General features: G+C 59.4%; 14 protein-coding genes and 1 other annotated feature. Of the genes, 8 read left to right on the forward strand and 6 right to left on the reverse strand.

All coding sequences use genetic code 11. From position 1 onward, the window contains the following. Positions 1 to 33: 33 nt before the first annotated feature. Positions 34 to 89 (reverse strand) — a sequence feature (sul1 is cis-regulatory element that is thought to sense ions involved in sulfur or methionine metabolism; They are found in Alphaproteobacteria). A 76-nt stretch (positions 90 to 165) separates the two neighbouring features. Continuing rightward, a complete protein-coding gene (gene creD, locus ACQZ45_RS03635; RefSeq protein WP_065658287.1) occupies positions 166 to 1620 on the reverse strand; it encodes a cell envelope integrity protein CreD in 1455 nt (484 codons plus the stop codon). A gap of 256 nt (positions 1621 to 1876) precedes the next feature. Beyond that, entirely contained in the window at positions 1877 to 3664 is a 1788-nt protein-coding gene (aspS, locus tag ACQZ45_RS03640; protein WP_003512477.1) for an aspartate--tRNA ligase, read from the reverse strand. 180 nt (positions 3665 to 3844) lie between these two features. Here aspS and ACQZ45_RS03645 point away from each other — a divergent pair, with 180 nt between their 5' ends. The 8 genes from ACQZ45_RS03645 to ACQZ45_RS03680 all read left to right on the forward strand — a co-directional run bounded on the left by ACQZ45_RS03645 (position 3845) and on the right by ACQZ45_RS03680 (position 11650). Next, positions 3845 to 5116 (forward strand): MFS transporter, encoded by a 1272-nt coding sequence (locus ACQZ45_RS03645; protein ID WP_448742182.1) that lies wholly within the window; start codon positions 3845 to 3847, stop codon positions 5114 to 5116. An 82-nt stretch (positions 5117 to 5198) separates the two neighbouring features. After that, entirely contained in the window at positions 5199 to 6359 is a 1161-nt protein-coding gene (gene rnd / locus ACQZ45_RS03650) for a ribonuclease D (RefSeq protein ID WP_003512471.1), read from the forward strand. Between the two features lie 137 nt (positions 6360 to 6496). Next, the gene (locus tag ACQZ45_RS03655; protein ID WP_174049328.1) at positions 6497 to 7111 is read left to right on the forward strand and encodes a hypothetical protein; all 615 of its coding nucleotides are present in this window, start codon (positions 6497 to 6499) and stop codon (positions 7109 to 7111) included. A 185-nt stretch (positions 7112 to 7296) separates the two neighbouring features. Further along, positions 7297 to 8325, forward strand: coding sequence for an adenylate/guanylate cyclase domain-containing protein (locus ACQZ45_RS03660; RefSeq protein ID WP_003512469.1), 1029 nt, complete (start codon positions 7297 to 7299; stop codon positions 8323 to 8325). A gap of 149 nt (positions 8326 to 8474) precedes the next feature. After that, on the forward strand, positions 8475 to 9830 hold the full coding sequence (locus ACQZ45_RS03665; protein WP_113291458.1) for an esterase-like activity of phytase family protein: 1356 nt from the start codon (positions 8475 to 8477) through the stop codon (positions 9828 to 9830). A gap of 159 nt (positions 9831 to 9989) precedes the next feature. After that, positions 9990 to 10337, forward strand: a complete 348-nt coding sequence (locus tag ACQZ45_RS03670) for a YunG family protein (protein WP_003512467.1) — start codon at positions 9990 to 9992, stop codon at positions 10335 to 10337. Between the two features lie 176 nt (positions 10338 to 10513). Beyond that, positions 10514 to 10828 (forward strand): hypothetical protein, encoded by a 315-nt coding sequence (locus ACQZ45_RS03675; RefSeq protein WP_113291457.1) that lies wholly within the window; start codon positions 10514 to 10516, stop codon positions 10826 to 10828. A gap of 189 nt (positions 10829 to 11017) precedes the next feature. Then, on the forward strand, positions 11018 to 11650 hold the full coding sequence (locus tag ACQZ45_RS03680; RefSeq protein ID WP_013635872.1) for a DapH/DapD/GlmU-related protein: 633 nt from the start codon (positions 11018 to 11020) through the stop codon (positions 11648 to 11650). Positions 11651 to 11697: 47 nt separating this feature from the next. Here ACQZ45_RS03680 and ppx read toward each other — a convergent pair whose 3' ends face one another. The 4 genes from ppx to ACQZ45_RS03700 all read right to left on the reverse strand — a co-directional run bounded on the left by ppx (position 11698) and on the right by ACQZ45_RS03700 (position 17385). Further along, positions 11698 to 13221: an exopolyphosphatase gene (ppx, locus tag ACQZ45_RS03685; protein ID WP_003512464.1), complete on the reverse strand. Its 1524-nt coding sequence runs from the start codon at positions 13219 to 13221 to the stop codon at positions 11698 to 11700. After that, positions 13218 to 15416, reverse strand: a complete 2199-nt coding sequence (locus ACQZ45_RS03690; protein WP_075807550.1) for an RNA degradosome polyphosphate kinase — start codon at positions 15414 to 15416, stop codon at positions 13218 to 13220. Before ACQZ45_RS03690 ends, ppx begins: the two co-directional genes overlap by 4 nt. A gap of 98 nt (positions 15417 to 15514) precedes the next feature. After that, positions 15515 to 16243: a DnaA regulatory inactivator HdaA gene (gene hdaA / locus ACQZ45_RS03695; protein ID WP_113291456.1), complete on the reverse strand. Its 729-nt coding sequence runs from the start codon at positions 16241 to 16243 to the stop codon at positions 15515 to 15517. A 2-nt stretch (positions 16244 to 16245) separates the two neighbouring features. Beyond that, the gene (locus ACQZ45_RS03700; RefSeq protein ID WP_013635868.1) at positions 16246 to 17385 is read right to left on the reverse strand and encodes an AI-2E family transporter; all 1140 of its coding nucleotides are present in this window, start codon (positions 17383 to 17385) and stop codon (positions 16246 to 16248) included. Between the last annotated feature and the right edge of the window lie 108 nt (positions 17386 to 17493).

Consider the following 17493-nt stretch of genomic DNA (forward strand, 5'->3'; position numbering starts at 1 on the left):
TCCGGTAGATTGAAAAAGAATGTCGGTGCTTTGCGTTGTCTGGCGGATCGGCGGCCAGAAGAGCCACCCGGAATTTCACCGGGTCCGTGGTGAATGCTCCACCTATAGACGGCAAAAAAGCGGGCAGCAAGTTGTCTGCCCGCCTTTCGATGCTGGCGATGCGCCTTACGACGCTTCGCTGCGACCAATATTGGTGTTGTGCTGGGTTGGGCCGGTTCCCGACCAGTCGACCCTGCGGGTTGCGAACATGGTGGCAGCAATGGCGATGAAAGATATCAACGCGCCGGCCAGCAGCGCATATTCATCCTCATTCAGAACCAGATACATGACCCCATAAGCCACCGCCAGAACCGTAAACAGGGCTACCCCGTTCTTGCGGCTACGGGTTGCGCTTCCGAGATAGGAGGAGATCAGGAGCGCTGTCAGAAGCGACGCCGCAGCATAGGCGATGGTGAAGCCCGTATGTTCCGCAAGTGCGAGCAGCAACACGTAGAAAACGATCAGCGCCAGCCCCGTCAGCACGTACTGGATCCAGTGCACGTTGCTGCCGCCCCTCAGTTCGACGATGAAGACGGCCAGGAACACCAGAGAGATGAAGCCTATCGAATATTTGAGTGTCCGGGCGATGATCTGGTAGAATTTCACGGGCTCGACGAGGTTGATCCTCATCAGGCTGTCGGTCAGCGGCAGGCGCGAACTCTCGACCACGCGGTCTATGCCCCTTGCGAGATAGGGGATTGTCCAGTTGGCCGTGAAATCCGAGGCTGTGACGGTCTTTTCCTCCGGCAGGAACAGGCCTTCAAAGCCGGGATGCGGCCAGTTGGCCTTGGCCGCCAAACTGGTGGTCTGGCCGGCGGGCGCGACGGCAAAGCTGCCGGAACCATTCAGGGAGAAGGCTATATCGAAATCGAAGCCTTTCTCGACAAGGCCTCTTTCGATCGATCTGTGCACGCCGGCATCGGACCTGATGGACATGTCCTGCGCACCCGTGCGGGGCGCTATGACAGAGATATCACGCATGCCGGGATCGAACGGCAATACGGAACCGCCATCGATCCTGACACCGGCGCTCGAGCGAATGCCGGTCATATCCTGTATGCTGAGAACGAGAATGGCGCTGTCGAGGCGGGGCGTGCCGGAGAAGCGGGCGAGATCCTGAAGGATGCCGGCACCGAACCGGCCTTTGAGGACAAGGTCGCCATTATAGACCGGCAGGCTGTAGATCGACAGCCGCTTCTCCTCGGTCTTCAGATCGGCCGTGACATCAAGCGTTTCCGGCATGACCAGCGCCCATTCGGTCGTGCGATCAACGATGCTCTGGCCGTTCACCTCGCGGCGTCTTTCCACGTCGAAAGGCACGGCGAGATAAGGGCCGTTCACCACCTGATCGCCACCCCAGCCGCTGGCGATACGGCCCGAAACATCCTCGGCCCGCGAGGCGCGCTCTTCCGTCAGCGCCCAGACGAGAAGCAGCGGTACGAGCAGAACCATCGATATGAAACCGATCATCAGAAACTTGGCGCCCGGTGAGCGCAGGCTGACGGCGAAGCCGTTGCGAGGCGGGGCTGGCGGCATCTGCCCACCGGCCGGGGCGAGGTCTTTTTCCGATTCATGTGCCATTCTGAAATCCTTATAAATATGATCGCGCCGCAACCCCAAGCGAAGTTCGGCCGGCGCTGTCCCAAGTTTAAAATCCCTGATAGTCTTTGCGTCCCCAGAATGAGCGCAAAACTATACTGGGATCGGATTCCGGCTGATTACGTTCGGAATTCCGTTAAACTCGCGGTAAAATTGTGACTTTCCCACGTTCGTTGCAGAAACAGAAAGGGCCGGCGTCGCCGCCAGCCCTTTTGTTCAAAACCCGTGGCGGTTGAGATCAGTCCTTCTTGGACGGAACCACGCGCAGCGCCAGCTCGCGAAGCTGGGTCGGCGTTGCCGGCGACGGCGCGTTCATCAGCAGGTCCTGCGCCTGCTGGTTCATCGGGAACAGCGTGATTTCGCGCAGGTTCTTCGCACCAACCAGAAGCATGACCACACGGTCGATACCGAAGGCGCAACCGCCATGCGGAGGCGCACCGTACTGGAAGGCGCGGTAGAGACCGCCGAAGCGCTCTTCCACGTCGCTCTGCGACAGTCCGACCTTTTCAAAAGCCTTGACCATCAGCTCGGGCGACTGGTTACGGATGGAGCCGGAGGCGATTTCGAAGCCGTTGCAGACCGCGTCATACTGGAAAGCCTTGATGGAGAGCGGATCCTGCCCTTCCAGCGCTTCCATTCCACCCTGCGGCATGGAGAAGGGGTTGTGGGCGAAATCAATCTTCTTTTCTTCGTCGTTGTATTCGAAGAAGGGGAAATCGACGATCCAGCACATTTCGAAACGGTCGCGGTCAATCAGATTCAGCTCGTCGGCGGCACGGGTGCGCGCCTCGCCGGCAAACTTGTAGAACTTGGCGGGATCGCCCGCGACGAAGAAGCAGGCGTCGCCCGCCTCAAGGCCAAGCTGCTGGCGCAGCGCCTCGGTGCGTTCCTCGCCGATGTTCTTGGCAAGCGGACCGGAGCCGGCAACCTTGCCTTCTTCTTCCTTCCAGAAGATATAGCCGAGGCCCGGCTGGCCCTGGCTCTGCGCCCAGGCGTTCATGCGATCGCAGAATGCACGCGAACCACCGGTCTTGGCCGGGATAGCCCAGACCTGCACCTTGGGGTTGGAGGCGATCATGTTGGCGAAAACCTTGAAGCCCGAGCCATCGAAATGTTCGGTCACGGCTTCCATGACAATCGGGTTGCGCAGGTCCGGCTTGTCGGAGCCGTATTTACGGATCGATTCGTCATAGGGAATGCGCGGCCATTCTTTCGTCACCGGCTTGCCTTCGGCAAACTGTTCGAAAACGGCCGTCATCATCGGCTCCATCGTGGTCCAGACGTCTTCCTGGGTCACGAAGCTCATTTCGACGTCGAGCTGGTAGAATTCGCCCGGCAGACGGTCTGCACGCGGGTCTTCATCGCGGAAGCATGGAGCGATCTGGAAGTAGCGGTCGAAACCGGCCACCATCAGAAGCTGCTTGTACTGCTGAGGGGCCTGCGGCAGCGCGAAGAACTGGCCTTCGTGGATGCGCGAGGGAACGAGGAAGTCGCGCGCGCCTTCCGGCGAGGATGCGGTGAGGATCGGCGTCGTATATTCGGCAAAGCCCAGATCGCCCATACCCTTGCGCATGGAGGAGATGATCTGCGTGCGCTTGACGATGTTCTTGTGCAGGGTTTCGCGGCGCAGGTCGAGGAAGCGATACTTCAGGCGAACATCTTCGGGATATTCAGGCTCACCGAAGACGGGCAGCGGCAGTTCCTTGGCAACGCCCAGAACCTCGATCTCCTGCGCATAAAGCTCGATCTCGCCAGTGGCCATGCCCTTGTTGATGGTGTCTTCGGACCGCGCCTTGACGAGACCGTCAATACGGATCACCCATTCACCGCGCACCGTCTCGGCAACCTTGAAGGCCGGGCTATCGGGATCAGCCACGACCTGGGTAATGCCGTAGTGGTCGCGAAGGTCGATGAAGAGAACGCCGCCATGATCTCGCACGCGATGAACCCAACCGGAAAGGCGAACGGTTTCGCCGACGTCGGACTTGCGGAGAGCGGCACAGGTGTGGCTGCGGTAACGATGCATTTTAATATCCTGGAGCGTGTCGTGGGCCAGATGGGCGGCACTGTCGAAATTTGCCGGAAAAGCGCATGACCAGCCCGATTTGTCAAGGCAAAGCACAACAATGTCGCGTTCAGCCTGTCCTTTCGCGCACCTTCGCTTTAGATAGTGCTTATTCAGCCCGCCAAACCGAGTCGGCCCGCAATGAGCCAGATCAGACCTCTTATCCCGCTTCTCGTCACCGCCGGCATTCTGATTGGCGGCAACGGTCTGCAGGGAACCTATATCGCGCTGCGGGGCCTGTCCGAAGGGTTTTCGGCCAGCACCATCGGCCTCATCAGCGCCGCCTACAGCATCGGATTCGCGCTCGGCTGCATTTCGGTGACGCGCCTTCTGCGCAAGATTGGCCATATCCGCACCTTCGCCACCATGGCGGCGGTCGCATCGGCCGCCTCGATCGCCATGCCGCTTGTCCTTCATCCCTTGTTCTGGATGTTGATGCGCTTCGTCATCGGTATTGCGGTCGCCTGCCTTTTCGCCGCGATCGAAAGCTGGATCAATGCGCAGGTGACGAATTCCAACCGTGCGCGCACGCTGTCCATCTATCGTTTCGTCGATCTCGGTTCCGTGACGCTCGCCCAATATATCATTCCCGTCGCCGGCATTGACGGGCCTGTGGTGTTTTCGCTGATCGCCATGGCGCTCACGCTGTCGCTGGTGCCGATCTCGATTGCCGACAAATCCAACCCCGCGCCGCCGAAACAGATCCCGTTCAATCTTTTCGCGGTGTGGCGCATCTCACCGCTTGCCGTCGTCGGCTGCGTGGCTGTCGGCCTCAGCATGGCGGCGTTTCGCAACATCGGGCCAATCTATGCCGAACAGATCGGCCTTTCCGTAACCGCCATCGCCACCTTCATGAGTGCGGGCATCATCGGCGGCGTGGTCTTGCAATATCCGCTCGGCGTCTATTCAGACCGTTACGACCGCCGCATCATCATTCTCGCCACCACGGCGTGCTCCGTGATTGTCGGTCTGTTTCTCGCCCTGTTCGCCGGCTCGGACGAATGGAGCAACATCATCGGCGTCTTCGTGTTCGGCGCCTTTGCCCTGCCGCTCTATTCACTGAGTTCCGCCCATGGCAACGACCATGCCAAAGAGGGCGAACATGCGATGGTGTCTGCCGGGCTGCTGTTCTTCTGGTCGGTGGGTGCAACCGTCGGGCCGCTGCTCGCCTCCGTCCTGATCGACCAGTTCGGTCCCAAAGCGCTGTTCAGCTACACGGCCGCGATCCAGATCGTTTTCATCGCCTACACCATATACCGGCTACGGGTGCGCGAGGGAGTACCCGTCGAGGAGCGGAACTGGGGGTTCCGCCCGCTTTTGCGCACCTCGGCCTATTTTCAGAAGCTGGCCGCCCCTGCACCACCCAAAAACGACGGGCCGACGCCAAAACCACCTGAGAAAAACGATCCTTGAGCCTTCAAAAGCGGGCTTTGTATTGACATGCGCCCGGCAAAGGGAAAGTAAGACGGATAATTTTCACGAGTGGCCATTTGCAATGATTGAAACGACTGCCGCCCTCGCCGAAGCCTGCACGGAACTGGCGAAATCGGAATTCATTACCATCGACACCGAGTTTCTGCGTGAGACGACCTTCTGGCCCGAGCTTTGTCTCGTGCAGATGGCGAGCCCTACCCTTGAGGTACTGGTCGACCCGCTCGCCAAGGGTCTCGACCTTACGCCGCTGTTCGAACTCATGGCCAATCCCGATGTCGTGAAGGTTTTCCATGCGGCGCGTCAGGATATCGAAATCATCTATCATCTTGGCGGGCTTATTCCGCACCCGATCTTCGATACGCAGGTCGCGGCCATGGTGTGCGGTTTCGGCGATTCGATCTCTTACGACCAGTTGGTCCAGAGGATCAAGAATGTGCAGATCGACAAATCCTCACGTTTCACGGACTGGAGCCGCCGCCCGCTGACGGAAAAGCAGCTGGATTATGCGCTGGCCGACGTCACCCATCTGCGCGATGTCTATCTGGCGCTCAAGGCGCAGCTGGAGCGTGAAGGCCGCTCGCTTTGGCTGACCGAAGAGATGGACATTCTGGAATCGCGCGAAACCTATGACATGCATCCCGACGATGCCTGGCTGCGGTTGAAATCGCGCCTGCGCAAGCCGACTGAACTCGCCATCCTCAAATTTGTCGCCGCATGGCGTGAACGTGAGGCGCGGTCGCGCAACGTGCCGCGCTCACGCGTGCTAAAGGACGATGCGATCTTCGAAATCGCACAGCAGCAGCCGAAGGACACCGAGGCGCTGTCGCGGCTTCGCACCATCCCGAAGGGCTGGGAGCGCTCTTCCTCCGGCACGGCCATCATCGAGACCGTGAATGCGGCGCTGGCACTTCCGAAAGAGGAAATGCCGAAGGCGCCGCGTCACAGCCACGCACCGGAAGGCTCCGGCGCTGCCGTGGAGCTGTTGAAAGTTCTCCTGAAGCTGACGGCAGACAAGCACGGCGTCGCAGCAAAGGTCATCGCCAACAGCGAAGATCTGGACAAGATCGCTTCCGAGGGCGAGGCTGCCACCGTGGCAGCGCTGACCGGCTGGCGGCGCGAACTGTTTGGCGATGTGGCGCTGAAGCTCATCAATGGCGAAGTGGCATTGCGTTTCGCCGGCAAGAAGGTCGAGGCGGTTGATGTGGCGGTGAGCGAGGCCTGATCGCCCGCGCTTCGCGCAATTTTGCGCATTGTCCGGACGCGAAAGCGCTTCTGCTTTTACCGGACCTGCGCCAACCCAAATTTTGCCCGCATCGCGGTCCATCTCTTTGCAGATGGTCTCGCTTTGAGGGTATTTCCATGAAACCTGCCCGTGCTCTGCTGTTGGCCGCATCTATCGCGGCCGCAGGCATTTTCCCTACTCTTTCATCCACGTCAGCGCGCGCCGATGACGGCAAGGTCGATCTTCAGGGCGAATGGACGACCGATTGCCTTGAGATCGGCAAGAACGACCGTCACGGCATCGTCACGCGCATCACCATACGCGGTGGCCGCATGCATGCTGTCTCACAGATTTACGCCCGCAGCAGCTGCCAGCAGCCCACGGTGCAGGTGCGTTACGAAGGCACGCTGGATGGTGGCCTGAAGGACAACGACAGCATGCTCTTTGCCCATACCGTCATCTCGATCGCCATGACACCCAACGACCCCGCGGTTGTCGAGCATTATAATGGTGACCCGAAGGGTACCGGTTGCGGGTTGACTGGCTGGAAAGAGAATATTCCCTTCGATGTCGATGGCCGGACCTGCGCGGCCATCACCTTTGCCAGCAAGGGAGAAACCCTGTTCGACCGGGCATGGATAGACGGCAACCGGCTGCGCTTTGCCGCCTTCCCCGTCACATGGTCGAACCGCTCGCCGGACGACCGCCCGCAATCGCCGCTTGAAACGGTCTATTACAGAACATCCTATTAAGTAGTAGAGCCGGGTGCACAGCCCTTTTGCGGCAACGGGGCAACAGCCTTTCCAATCCTTCATGTGACCTTACCGAATGGTCACTTTTTGCAGCGCATTTTCCACATTAATGTCGCATATGACCTGAACAGAAGCTTCGCCTGACGGGGGCACGACGCTTCCCTTCCCCGAGATCAAGAACCGACATGAGAAAATTGCTGCCCATTCTGGATTACGTGGTGCTCTTCGTTGCCGTGGCCGGCAGCGGCGTGGCCTACGCGTTTCTGGAATATGGCGGCGGCGCGCTCATTGGCGCCACCTATGCGCTGTTCGCCTGTGCGCCCATCCTCGCCTTCGAGCGTGGTTACGTGCTGCCCGGTCTGTCGCGGCAGGTAAGCGCATTGCCGACACCGGCCTATATTGCCGTCGGCCTCATCATCTATGCCGTCCTCGTCTTCTGTGGCTTCGGGCTTGGCGGTACCATTCTGTGGGTTAGCGGCATATTTCCCGGCACTTGGAAACGGGCGGTGCATGCCGAGGTGCAGACACTGATCTTCACCCTCATCGTCTGCGGCATCATCGTTTTCATCATGCGCGTGCGCGAACTGCTGGGCCGTGACATCTTCATCGATCTCATCCTTGGGCGCTATCGCCGTCCAGTCAGCGAAGACCGCGTCTTCATCTTCATCGACCTCGTCGGCTCCACTTCGTTTGCCGAAACCCATGGCGACCTGAAGGCGCAGGAGTTTCTGGGCGAAATCTTCGCGAGCTACGCAGCCCCCGTCAGAAGACATGGCGGCGTCATTGACGACTACATCGGCGACGCGGCCATCATCACCTGGCCCTATCACATGGCGATAAGGCGGGCAGCCTGCGTGCGCTGTGTTTTCGATATCCAGGCGACCATCGAGGACAAGCGCGACATGTGGCTCGCCCGTTTCGGCGAAGTGCCGCGCCTTCGCTTTGCGATTCATGGCGGGCCGGTCATAACAGCCGAAATCGGCGTCGATCACCACAAGATCACCTATTTTGGCGACACGGTGAACACCACTTCGCGGCTCGAATCACTGAGCAAGATGCTCGGCCATCCCGTGCTGATTTCTGCCGATCTCGCCCATCAGCTGGTGCTACCCAAAGGTGTGCGCAGCGAATATCTCGGCGAACATGCTGTCAAGGGACGCGGGCAGACGCTCGGCGTGTGTACGCTCAGCCAATATCAGGCCCCAGCCGCCTGAAAAAACCCCTGAAAACAAACGGGTAGCCTCGTTTCCGAGGCCGCCCGTCATCAAAATTCATCAAAGCTTCAAACTGCAATCACCTGCCTGTCATGTAGCGCCCCTATCGCCTCAGTCCTGTCTTCAACAGGCATTGAGGGGTCTCCACCATGAAGCATATTCTTTTCGCACCTTTCGCCGTTCTTGCGCTCGCAACCGCATCCCATGCAGAGCAGGAGTTTCCGGCAAAGCTGGTCTCGCACGCCATTCTGCCCGCCAACACCATCATCGCAGCACCTGCCGATGCGCCGGAATACCTCAAGACATCCGCCAAGTTCACGACGGCCGACCGCAAGCGCGCCGAGGGTCTCGGCGCCGTACCCGGCAAGGATGGCGTTCGCCCGACCGGCCTCTCCATGCCGTTCAACGGCCAGGCCATGCAGGGCTTTTCCGGCATCAAGGCCATGGAGGACGGCAGCTTCTGGAGCCTTTCCGACAATGGTTTCGGCTCAAAGCTCAACTCCAGCGACGCCATGCTGATGCTCCACCACATCAAATTCGACTGGGATGCCGGCAAGGTCAACGCGCTGGAGACGGTGTTCCTTTCCGACCCGGACAAGAAAGCTCCGTTCCCCATCGTCATGGAAGGTTCGACCAAACGTTACCTGACGGGCGCCGACTTCGACGTCGAATCCATTCAGCCCGTTGCCGACGGCTTCTGGGTGGGCGAAGAGTTCGGTCCCTACATCCTGAAATTCACCCGCGACGGCAAGCTGACCGACGTCATCGCCACCAAGGCCGGCGATATCGAGGTGAAGTCCCCGGATCATCCGACCCTGGCACTGCCCGGCAACCCCACGCAGAAAATGCCCGCTTTCAACCTGAAACGATCAGGTGGTTATGAAGGCATGGCGCTCTCCAAGGACGGCTCGAAGCTTTACGGCCTTCTCGAAGGCCCGCTCTACACCGCCGAAGGTCAGGTCGAAAAGACCGAAGACGGCTCAACCGCCCTTCGCATCATCGAGCTCGATACCGCCAAGAAGGAATGGACAGGCCGCACCTGGCTCTACCCGCTGGCGCAAGGTGGCGAAGCCATCGGCGATTTCAACATGCTGGACGAGAGCACCGCGCTGGTCATCGAGCGTGACAATGGCGCCGGCACCGCCGACAAAGCCTGCGCCGACCCGAAAAAGCCGGACGTAAACTGCTTTGCCGTGCCTTCCAAGGTCAAGCGCATCTACAAGATCGAATTCAACGACGCCAATGCCGGCAAGGCGGCGCGCAAGATCGGCTATATCGATCTGCTGAAGATCTCCGATCCTGATAACAGGAAGCGTCAGGGCGGCGGCAACGGTTTCTACGACATGCCGTTCGTGACCATCGAGAATGTCGACCGTGTCGACGCCACCCATATCATCGTCGGCAACGACAACAACCTGCCCTTCTCGGCCGGTCGTGCGCTGGACAAGGCTGACGACAACGAGTTCGCCCTGCTGGAAGTCAAGGACCTTCTCGACGCGAAGTGAGGAAAAGGGTGCCGGAATTCGTTCCGGCACCGTCAGCGCATCGGCGCAATCTCAACTGAACGGAGCGTTCCTGCGGCCTGAAAAAGGAAGCGAGGCGCTCCGTTATTGTACCGACCCAACCTGACCCGGAACCCGGTTCCGAAACAGGAAAGACCCGTCATGCAGGACAATGCCGAACGACTGTATTACGCCCTGAGGAAAAGCTGGTCGCTCGAAACCAGCAGCCTGTGGTCGAGAGAAAACCCAGCCAGGGGGCAAGGCGGCGTTACAGCTCTTGTGGTGCAGGATATTTTCGGTGGCGACCTCGCCAAAACCGTCGTTAGCGGCGCCGACCATTTCTACAATATCGTCAACGGCACCCGCTGGGATTTCACCTTCACCCAGTTCGATATTCCGGTCGGTTACGAGGACAGGCCCGCCACCCGCACGGAGGCGATGGCAAGGGCCACGCCCCTGCAATATGCCTATCTCAGCGCCTGTATCAGGAAGGCGCTGGGGCACGGTTGAATAATAACGGCTTGTAGCGAGGCGACCGGTTTGTCTCGGCGACAAACCGATTTCGGTCTGTCGTGTTTTTCGTTTGCGGTTTCAAATCCACAACTTCAGCTTCTCCTCTCAAAGCAGACACAATCCATGGCATAGTACCGCAGGTAAACGAGGCGTGCCGAGAGGAGAGTTGTGCGATGAGTGAGAGCTGCCCGGTCCTGACGCCCGCCGAACGGCAGGTTCAGGATATATTGCAACGGACAGAATCGGCGATGGTGTCCACTATTTTCGCAGCGCTTGAGCAGGCAAGCAAACAGGCTGCTGACGAACTCCAGTCAATCGGGTCTGAAATACAGCCACCGCCTCATGACTATTTTGCCGCTGTCGCACACCAGCAGCTTTTCCTGCTGTTATGCGGAGCCGACCTGGAAACATTCGAGGGCGGAGATCCCGAAGTCGCGCGTCACATCATTCAGAATGCCCAAAACATATCCGACCATTACTGGAAGTAAAAAAGCTGCGACCGCGGATGGTTCCGGCGGCTGACCGCGCTGTATGAAGCCAGATTTCGTTCCACGCAAAGCGCGCGCACACGATCTGCATTTCAAACGGATATCTGGCCTAATCGGCTTGCCTTCGCAATTTCACGTCATACGCCCTTCATAGTCCCCGGTTACGCAGGCCGAAATCCGGAGACAGGCATGCACTCAACCGCACAACTCAATCGCCCCAAGCTCGCAGAGACAGTCATCCATTCGACGGCAAGCATAAGGGACTCGAACATAGGTAGCTGCTGCGAAATTTTGGCCGATACCTCTCTGCACAACGTCGAACTCGGGAATTACTCTTACCTCGGACCCCGTTGTATTGTCGGTGATGCGACAATCGGGAAATTCTGCGCTATTGCCGCGGACGTCAGGATTGGCGCACCGAACCATCCAATGGACCGACCGTCCATGCACCGTTTCAGCTACTGCCCGGAATATTACGCTACAGAGGCGGTGCGCGACGACGCTTTTTTCGATCGCCGCAAGGAGGATCGCGCCGTCATCGGTCACGATGTCTGGATCGGTCACGGGGTCATCGTGCTGCCGGGCGTGAAGGTTGGAGACGGCGCCGTGCTCGCAGCAGGCGCGGTCGTCACCAAGGACGTGCCGCCCTACACCATCGTCGGCGGTGTTCCCGCGAAGATCATTCGCGAGCGGTTTTCGCAAACCGTGGCGGGGAAGCTTGCCAAAATCGCCTGGTGGGACTGGCCCTTCGAGACGATCATGGCGCGGCTAGCCGACTTTCAATCAAGCGATATCGACGCCTTTTGTCAGCGCTGGTCCTAGTATAGCTCCACAACTGTCTGCGGTGCCAAATGGCCGGCGTCTGCCCCTTACTCGAACACAAACGCCAACCGCTTGCCCGTCAGCTTCGCCAGTTGCTGCAGGCGTCCGTCCAGACGCTCGCCGGCAAAATCGCAATAGGCGTGTGGTACGACGAATTCCAGATCCAGATCCGGATTGGTGGATTTGCGGAATTTCAGGTGATCGACGACACCGGGCATGGAGGCTGAGAAGAGGTAAACGACGCGCAGCAGGCCGCCGAGCAACTTGCCTAGTTCCAGCAGGCGGTCACCCGCCATGGCGGCGAGCGGCTGTGTGGTGCCGTTGTCGTTCAACCCTTCGAAGCGGTAATAATTGGCAAGCGCAATGTAAGCGCGGCCCGGATGGGTGATCGCCACGAAGGAGGAGTGGGCGATGATGTTGAGCGCCTGGAGGCCGCGATAGTCCGGATGTGCACGCCAGCTGATATCGGCCAGAAGGCAGGCCGCCTGCCGGTAACGGCTTTCCTCTTCCGTCTCCTCGATGCCGAAGACCGGAAAGGTGCGGCCGCTCCAGTCGGCCAGTTCGCGCGCATGTTCGGGCGAACGGGCACGCAGAATGGCAAGCTCGTCGGCCGTGACCAGCAGCGGGTCGGTATCCCGCTCCGCTTCCGTCAGCAGCGAATAAAGATAACCTTCGCGCACGCCCTGCGCCGAGAAGGCGATCGTTGCCGGCTTCATCGCCTTTAGAACTTCACGCATGGCGATGGCGCCGAACGGCAGAAGCGAACGGCGGTTCTTGGAGACCGCCTGCCAGGCCGGGTCCTTGCTGTCCCTGGAGACGATGACTTCTTCCAGAAAATTCAGCATTTCCGCCAGCGGCAATTCATATCCCTGCATCATGTGCAGCGGATAACCCGTGATCTCCATGTGCAGCTTGGCGATGTTTCGCCACGTGCCGCCCACGGCATAAAAGGTACGCCCCTCGCCGGCCGCCAGCAGCTTTGCGAAGGATTTGACGTGCTTGCGGGCAATGGTCGTCGCCTTCTCCAGCGAGCCATCCGATTGCTCCGACAACCGAAGGCCGCCGAGCGGCAGGGTGATGCCCTCGCCACAGTTCTTGCCCTTGATGTCGATGAGTTCCAGCGAACCGCCGCCCAGGTCGCCTGCAATGCCATCCGGGTCGTGGAAACCGCTAATCACGCCATAGGCGGAATAAAGCGCTTCCTTTTCGCCGGACAGCACCTCGATCTCGCAACCAAGTATGGCTTCGGCTTCACGGATGAAATCCGGGCCGTTTTCCGCTTCACGCGCTGCCGCTGTCGCCAGTACGTAGAGTTGCTGCGCCTGCGCCTGTTCGGAAAGCGCATGGAAGCGACGAAGTGCCATCAACGCCCGGCTGACGCCTTCCTCATGCATCCGGCCCGTGAGGGCCAGTCCCTTGCCGAGACCGCAAAGGACCTTTTCGTTGAACAGCACGGCGGGCGCGCGGGAAAGACCTTCATATACGACGAGACGAACGGAGTTCGAACCAATATCTATGACGGAAACGGGGGCAAGGCCGGTCAGCCGCCCCTGTGCTTCTGATCGAGTCATTCAGCCTGTTTCTTGCGGGAAGAAATCAACCCGGCAATCAATTTGGGCGCACTTGATTTCAGGGCTTCACCACGTCCGGAAAGGCTGGGATTGGTCATGAAATAGTGCTGCGCGTTGAACGGTTCTTCGCCTTTACGCACCTCGATGCGCCTCGACGTTCCGTCCGCAAGTATCTCGTAGCTCTGCTGGTTGTCAATGAGATTGCCCAGCATAATCTGTGAAAGAACCTGCTCGTGCACGGTGGGGTTGGTGAGCGGCACCAGCGTTTCAACGCGGCGATCAAGGTTGCGCGGCATCATGTCGGCGGAGCCGATATAGACCAGCGCCTTGTCGGAAGGCAGGCCGAAACCATTGCCGAAGCAGAAGATTCGGCTGTGCTCGAGGAAGCGGCCGACAATCGACTTGACGCGGATATTGTCCGACAGACCCGCAACCTGTGGGCGCAGGCAGCAAATGCCGCGCACGACGAGATCAATCTCCACGCCAGCCGCACTGGCGCGGTAAAGCGTATCGATAATCTCGGGATCGACCAGCGAGTTCATCTTCATCCAGATCGCCGCCGGCGCACCGCGCTTGGCGTGCTCGATCTCTTCGTTGATGTGCTTCACGATGCGCGCACGCAGCGTATAGGGCGAAATGGCGAGCTTCATGCCCTCTTCCGGTTCGCCGTAACCCGTGATGAAGTTGAAGATATTCGCCATGTCGTGGGCGATCTTCGGGTTGCAGGTGAAGAAGGACAGGTCGGTATAGATCTTGGCCGTGATCGGGTGGTAGTTGCCGGTGCCGAGGTGGCAATAGGTTCTGAGCTTGCCGTCCTCGCGGCGCACCACCATCGACATCTTGGCATGCGTCTTGAGTTCGATGAAGCCGAACACCACCTGCACGCCGGCCCGCTCCAGATCGCGCGCCCAGCGGATGTTCGCCTCTTCGTCGAAACGCGCCTTCAATTCGACCAGCGCGGTCACGGATTTGCCGGCTTCCGCAGCGTCGATCAGCGCGCGAACGATCGGGCTGTCGTTGGAGGTGCGGTAAAGCGTCTGCTTGATGGCGAGCACTTCGGGGTCGCGCGCAGCCTGCAACAGGAACTGCACAACCACGTCGAAGCTTTCATAGGGGTGGTGAACCACCATGTCTTTTTCGCGGATGGCGGCAAGGCAATCGCCAGCATGTTCACGCACGCGCTCGGGGAAACGGGCGTTGTAAGGCTCGAACTTCAGATCGTCGCGCGGTGCGCGCACGATTTCCGAGATGGTGTTGAGCGCGAGCAAGCCGGGCAGAACGGCAACGCGATTATCAGGCACGCCAAGCTCGTGCACCACGAACTGGCGGAGCGACTGCGGCATTTCGCTGTCGGTCTCAATGCGGATAACCGAACCGCGGCGGCGGCGCTTCAGCGCGCTTTCGAAGAAGCGGACCAGATCTTCCGCCTCTTCCTCCACCTCGATATCGCTGTCACGGATGATGCGGAACGTGCCGAATCCACGGACTGTATAGCCTGGATAAAGACGGTGAATGAACAGACCGACCACATCTTCAAGCGTGATGTAGCGGATGGCGTTTTTCTCATCCGGCAAACGAACGAAGCGGTCGAGCGCCGTCGGGAGACGCAACAGAGCTGTCATCGGCTCGCGGCCGTTGACGCTGTCGAGCTGCAGGCCCATCGAGAAACCGAGGTTCGGAATGAAGGGGAACGGGTGCGCAGGGTCGATGGACAGCGGCGTCAGCACCGGGAAAATACGTTCCTCGAACTCGGTGCCCAGCCAGGTACGATCCGCTTCGGAAAGTGCGGCAGGCCGCACGATGAAGATTTCTTCCTTGGCGAGATATTGCTGCAGAACGGCAAGCGAGGCCTGCTGCTCCATCTGCAGGTTGTCGATTTCCTTCAAAATGTCTTCCAGCTGCTCGGCTGGTGTCTTGCCGTCAGGTGTCTTGACCGTAATCTTCTGGCGCACTTGGCCTTCGAGGCCGGCGACGCGGACCATGAAGAATTCATCGAGGTTGGCGGCGGAGATGGACAGAAAACGCAGCCGCTCCAACAGCGGATGATCCGTGTTCAGCGTTTCTTCCAGAACACGCCGATTGAACTGGAGCCAGGAGAATTCGCGGTTGATGAAGCGCGCGGGGCTGTCCCAGAGGTTCTCGCCCTCGGTCATCGGCTGAACCTTGTTGAAGTCGTCCTGCACAATAGCGTCCATGTCCTGTACCATCCCCTGACTTTCCGTCCCGTGATCCTGCTGCATCCCGCGATCGTCCCTCTTGCCCGTATAACAGTTTGACGACGGAACTGTGACAGTCAATCGACCTCCAGCCCGCTACCCCTTGTCCCTTCGCCCATCGCGTTGAGGACTTCCGCCGCCAAGGGACGGGTTATCCTTGTTCCACGCGAGAGCGCCAGCCTGTCGATACGGTCCACAATCGTCTGCGCCGTATCGAGTGAACGCTCCATTCTGTTGACGATGTAGCCTATGAGTTTGTCATCCATATAAAGCTGCCGGTCGGCGAAGAGTTTCACCAAAACCTGTGCCAGAAGACCCTCGTCGGGCTCGCCTGTCTCCACCACAGTCACGGCTTTCAGGCGTGAGCGCAGGTCCGGCAAGGTCACCGGCCATGCGGCCGGCCATTGCCGGCTGGTCATCAAAAGCGTGGTGCCGTGCTGGCGCACGCTGTTGATGACATGGAAAAGTTCGGTATCGTCAAAACCGCGGCGATCGGCATCCTCGAACAGAACCGCTCCGGTTTCGGCAAGACGCGCAGCGCCAACACCGGCTTGCGGGTGGATATCCTGCGCGCTGCTGATATTTTTCCAGATATTGGCGAGATGCGATTTTCCCGAACCCGGAGGCCCGGCCAGCACCACCACGGGCGAAGGCCAGTTCGGCCATTCATCCAAAAGGCTGACGGCAGCCTTGAGCGAGTCGGACACGAGAAGATCGTCCCTTCCGGAAGCGGACTGGTGTGAGAATGCGAGCGGCAGCTGCTCGGCCTTCGACCGGGCGTTGTCGTTTTTGATTTGGTCAGTCATCGTTAGCCCTGAGAGTCAACCTTGCCGGAGGACGTTTCCTGTTCTTCCCAGGGAAGGTTGGCGGCGTGCCCATGATAAAGATCGCTTTCAAGATATCGCGACAATGCAAAGCGGACAAGCACGCCAACGGCTGCCGCCGCCGGCACGGCGACCAGAAGGCCGACGAAACCGAAAAGCGCACCGAAGGCGAACAATGCGAACATCAGCCATACCGGATGCAGGCCGACGCTGCTGCCGACGAGCTTCGGCTGCAGGATGTTGCCTTCGATGAACTGGCCGGAAAAGAACACGGCAAGTGTCAGAAATACATAGATATAATCAGGCCAGAACTGCACGATGGCGACGCCGACGGCAAGGATGAGGCCGACCATCGAACCAATATAGGGAATGAAGCTGATAAGGCCGGAGAAAAGGCCGATCAGCAGGCCGAAATTCAGGCCCACCAACGACAGGCCGACAGCGTAATAAACGCCGAGGATGAGGCAGAGCGACCCCTGCCCGCGCACGAAGCCGGCAATCGTCCTGTCCATGTCGCGGGCGATCTGGCGGACCGTATGCACGTAGTCGCGCGGTATCCAGCTATCGACCTTGTCGATCATCCGGTCCCAGTCGAGCAGCAGGTAGAAGGCGACGACGGGTGTGACGACCAGCAGCGACATGACATCGACCAGCGATTTACCGGAATTCCAGATCTGCGTCAGCAGGGTGCCGATGAAGCCCGCGCCTTCGGTCAGCAGCTTGGAAAAATTCTCCTTCACTGCATTGATCTGGTTGCTCACCCAGTCAGGCAGCAGATTGGCGTCCGCACCGGCGATCAACTGCTGCAGGGACGAGATATATTGCGGGATGCGCGTGATGAATTCGGATGCCTGGGCGGCAATCAGCGGAATGATGATAATGAGCGACAGCGCGAAAATCAGCACGAAGGTGACGAGGATAACGACGGTGGCCATCAACCGGCTCAGGCCTCGGCGCTCCAGCCAGTCGGCAACCGGATCGAGAAAATAGGCAAGTGCCATGCCCGCCACGAAAGGCAGGAGGATGGAGCTGAAGACCATCAGGAAAAAGATAAAGACGGCAAGCACGCCAATCCAGAAAAAAACCTGCCGGCGCAGGCTCGTACCGCTCACATGGGGTTGCATCCGTTCATCCTCTTGTCGCCGTGCCGTCATTGCCCATGATGGAGATAGGATGCGCATATGCACATGGTCAAGGCCGGTGGCCCGGTAGCGATAGACACGGCGGTTACC

Source organism: Agrobacterium sp. 16-2014-1-2a (assembly GCF_053522705.1).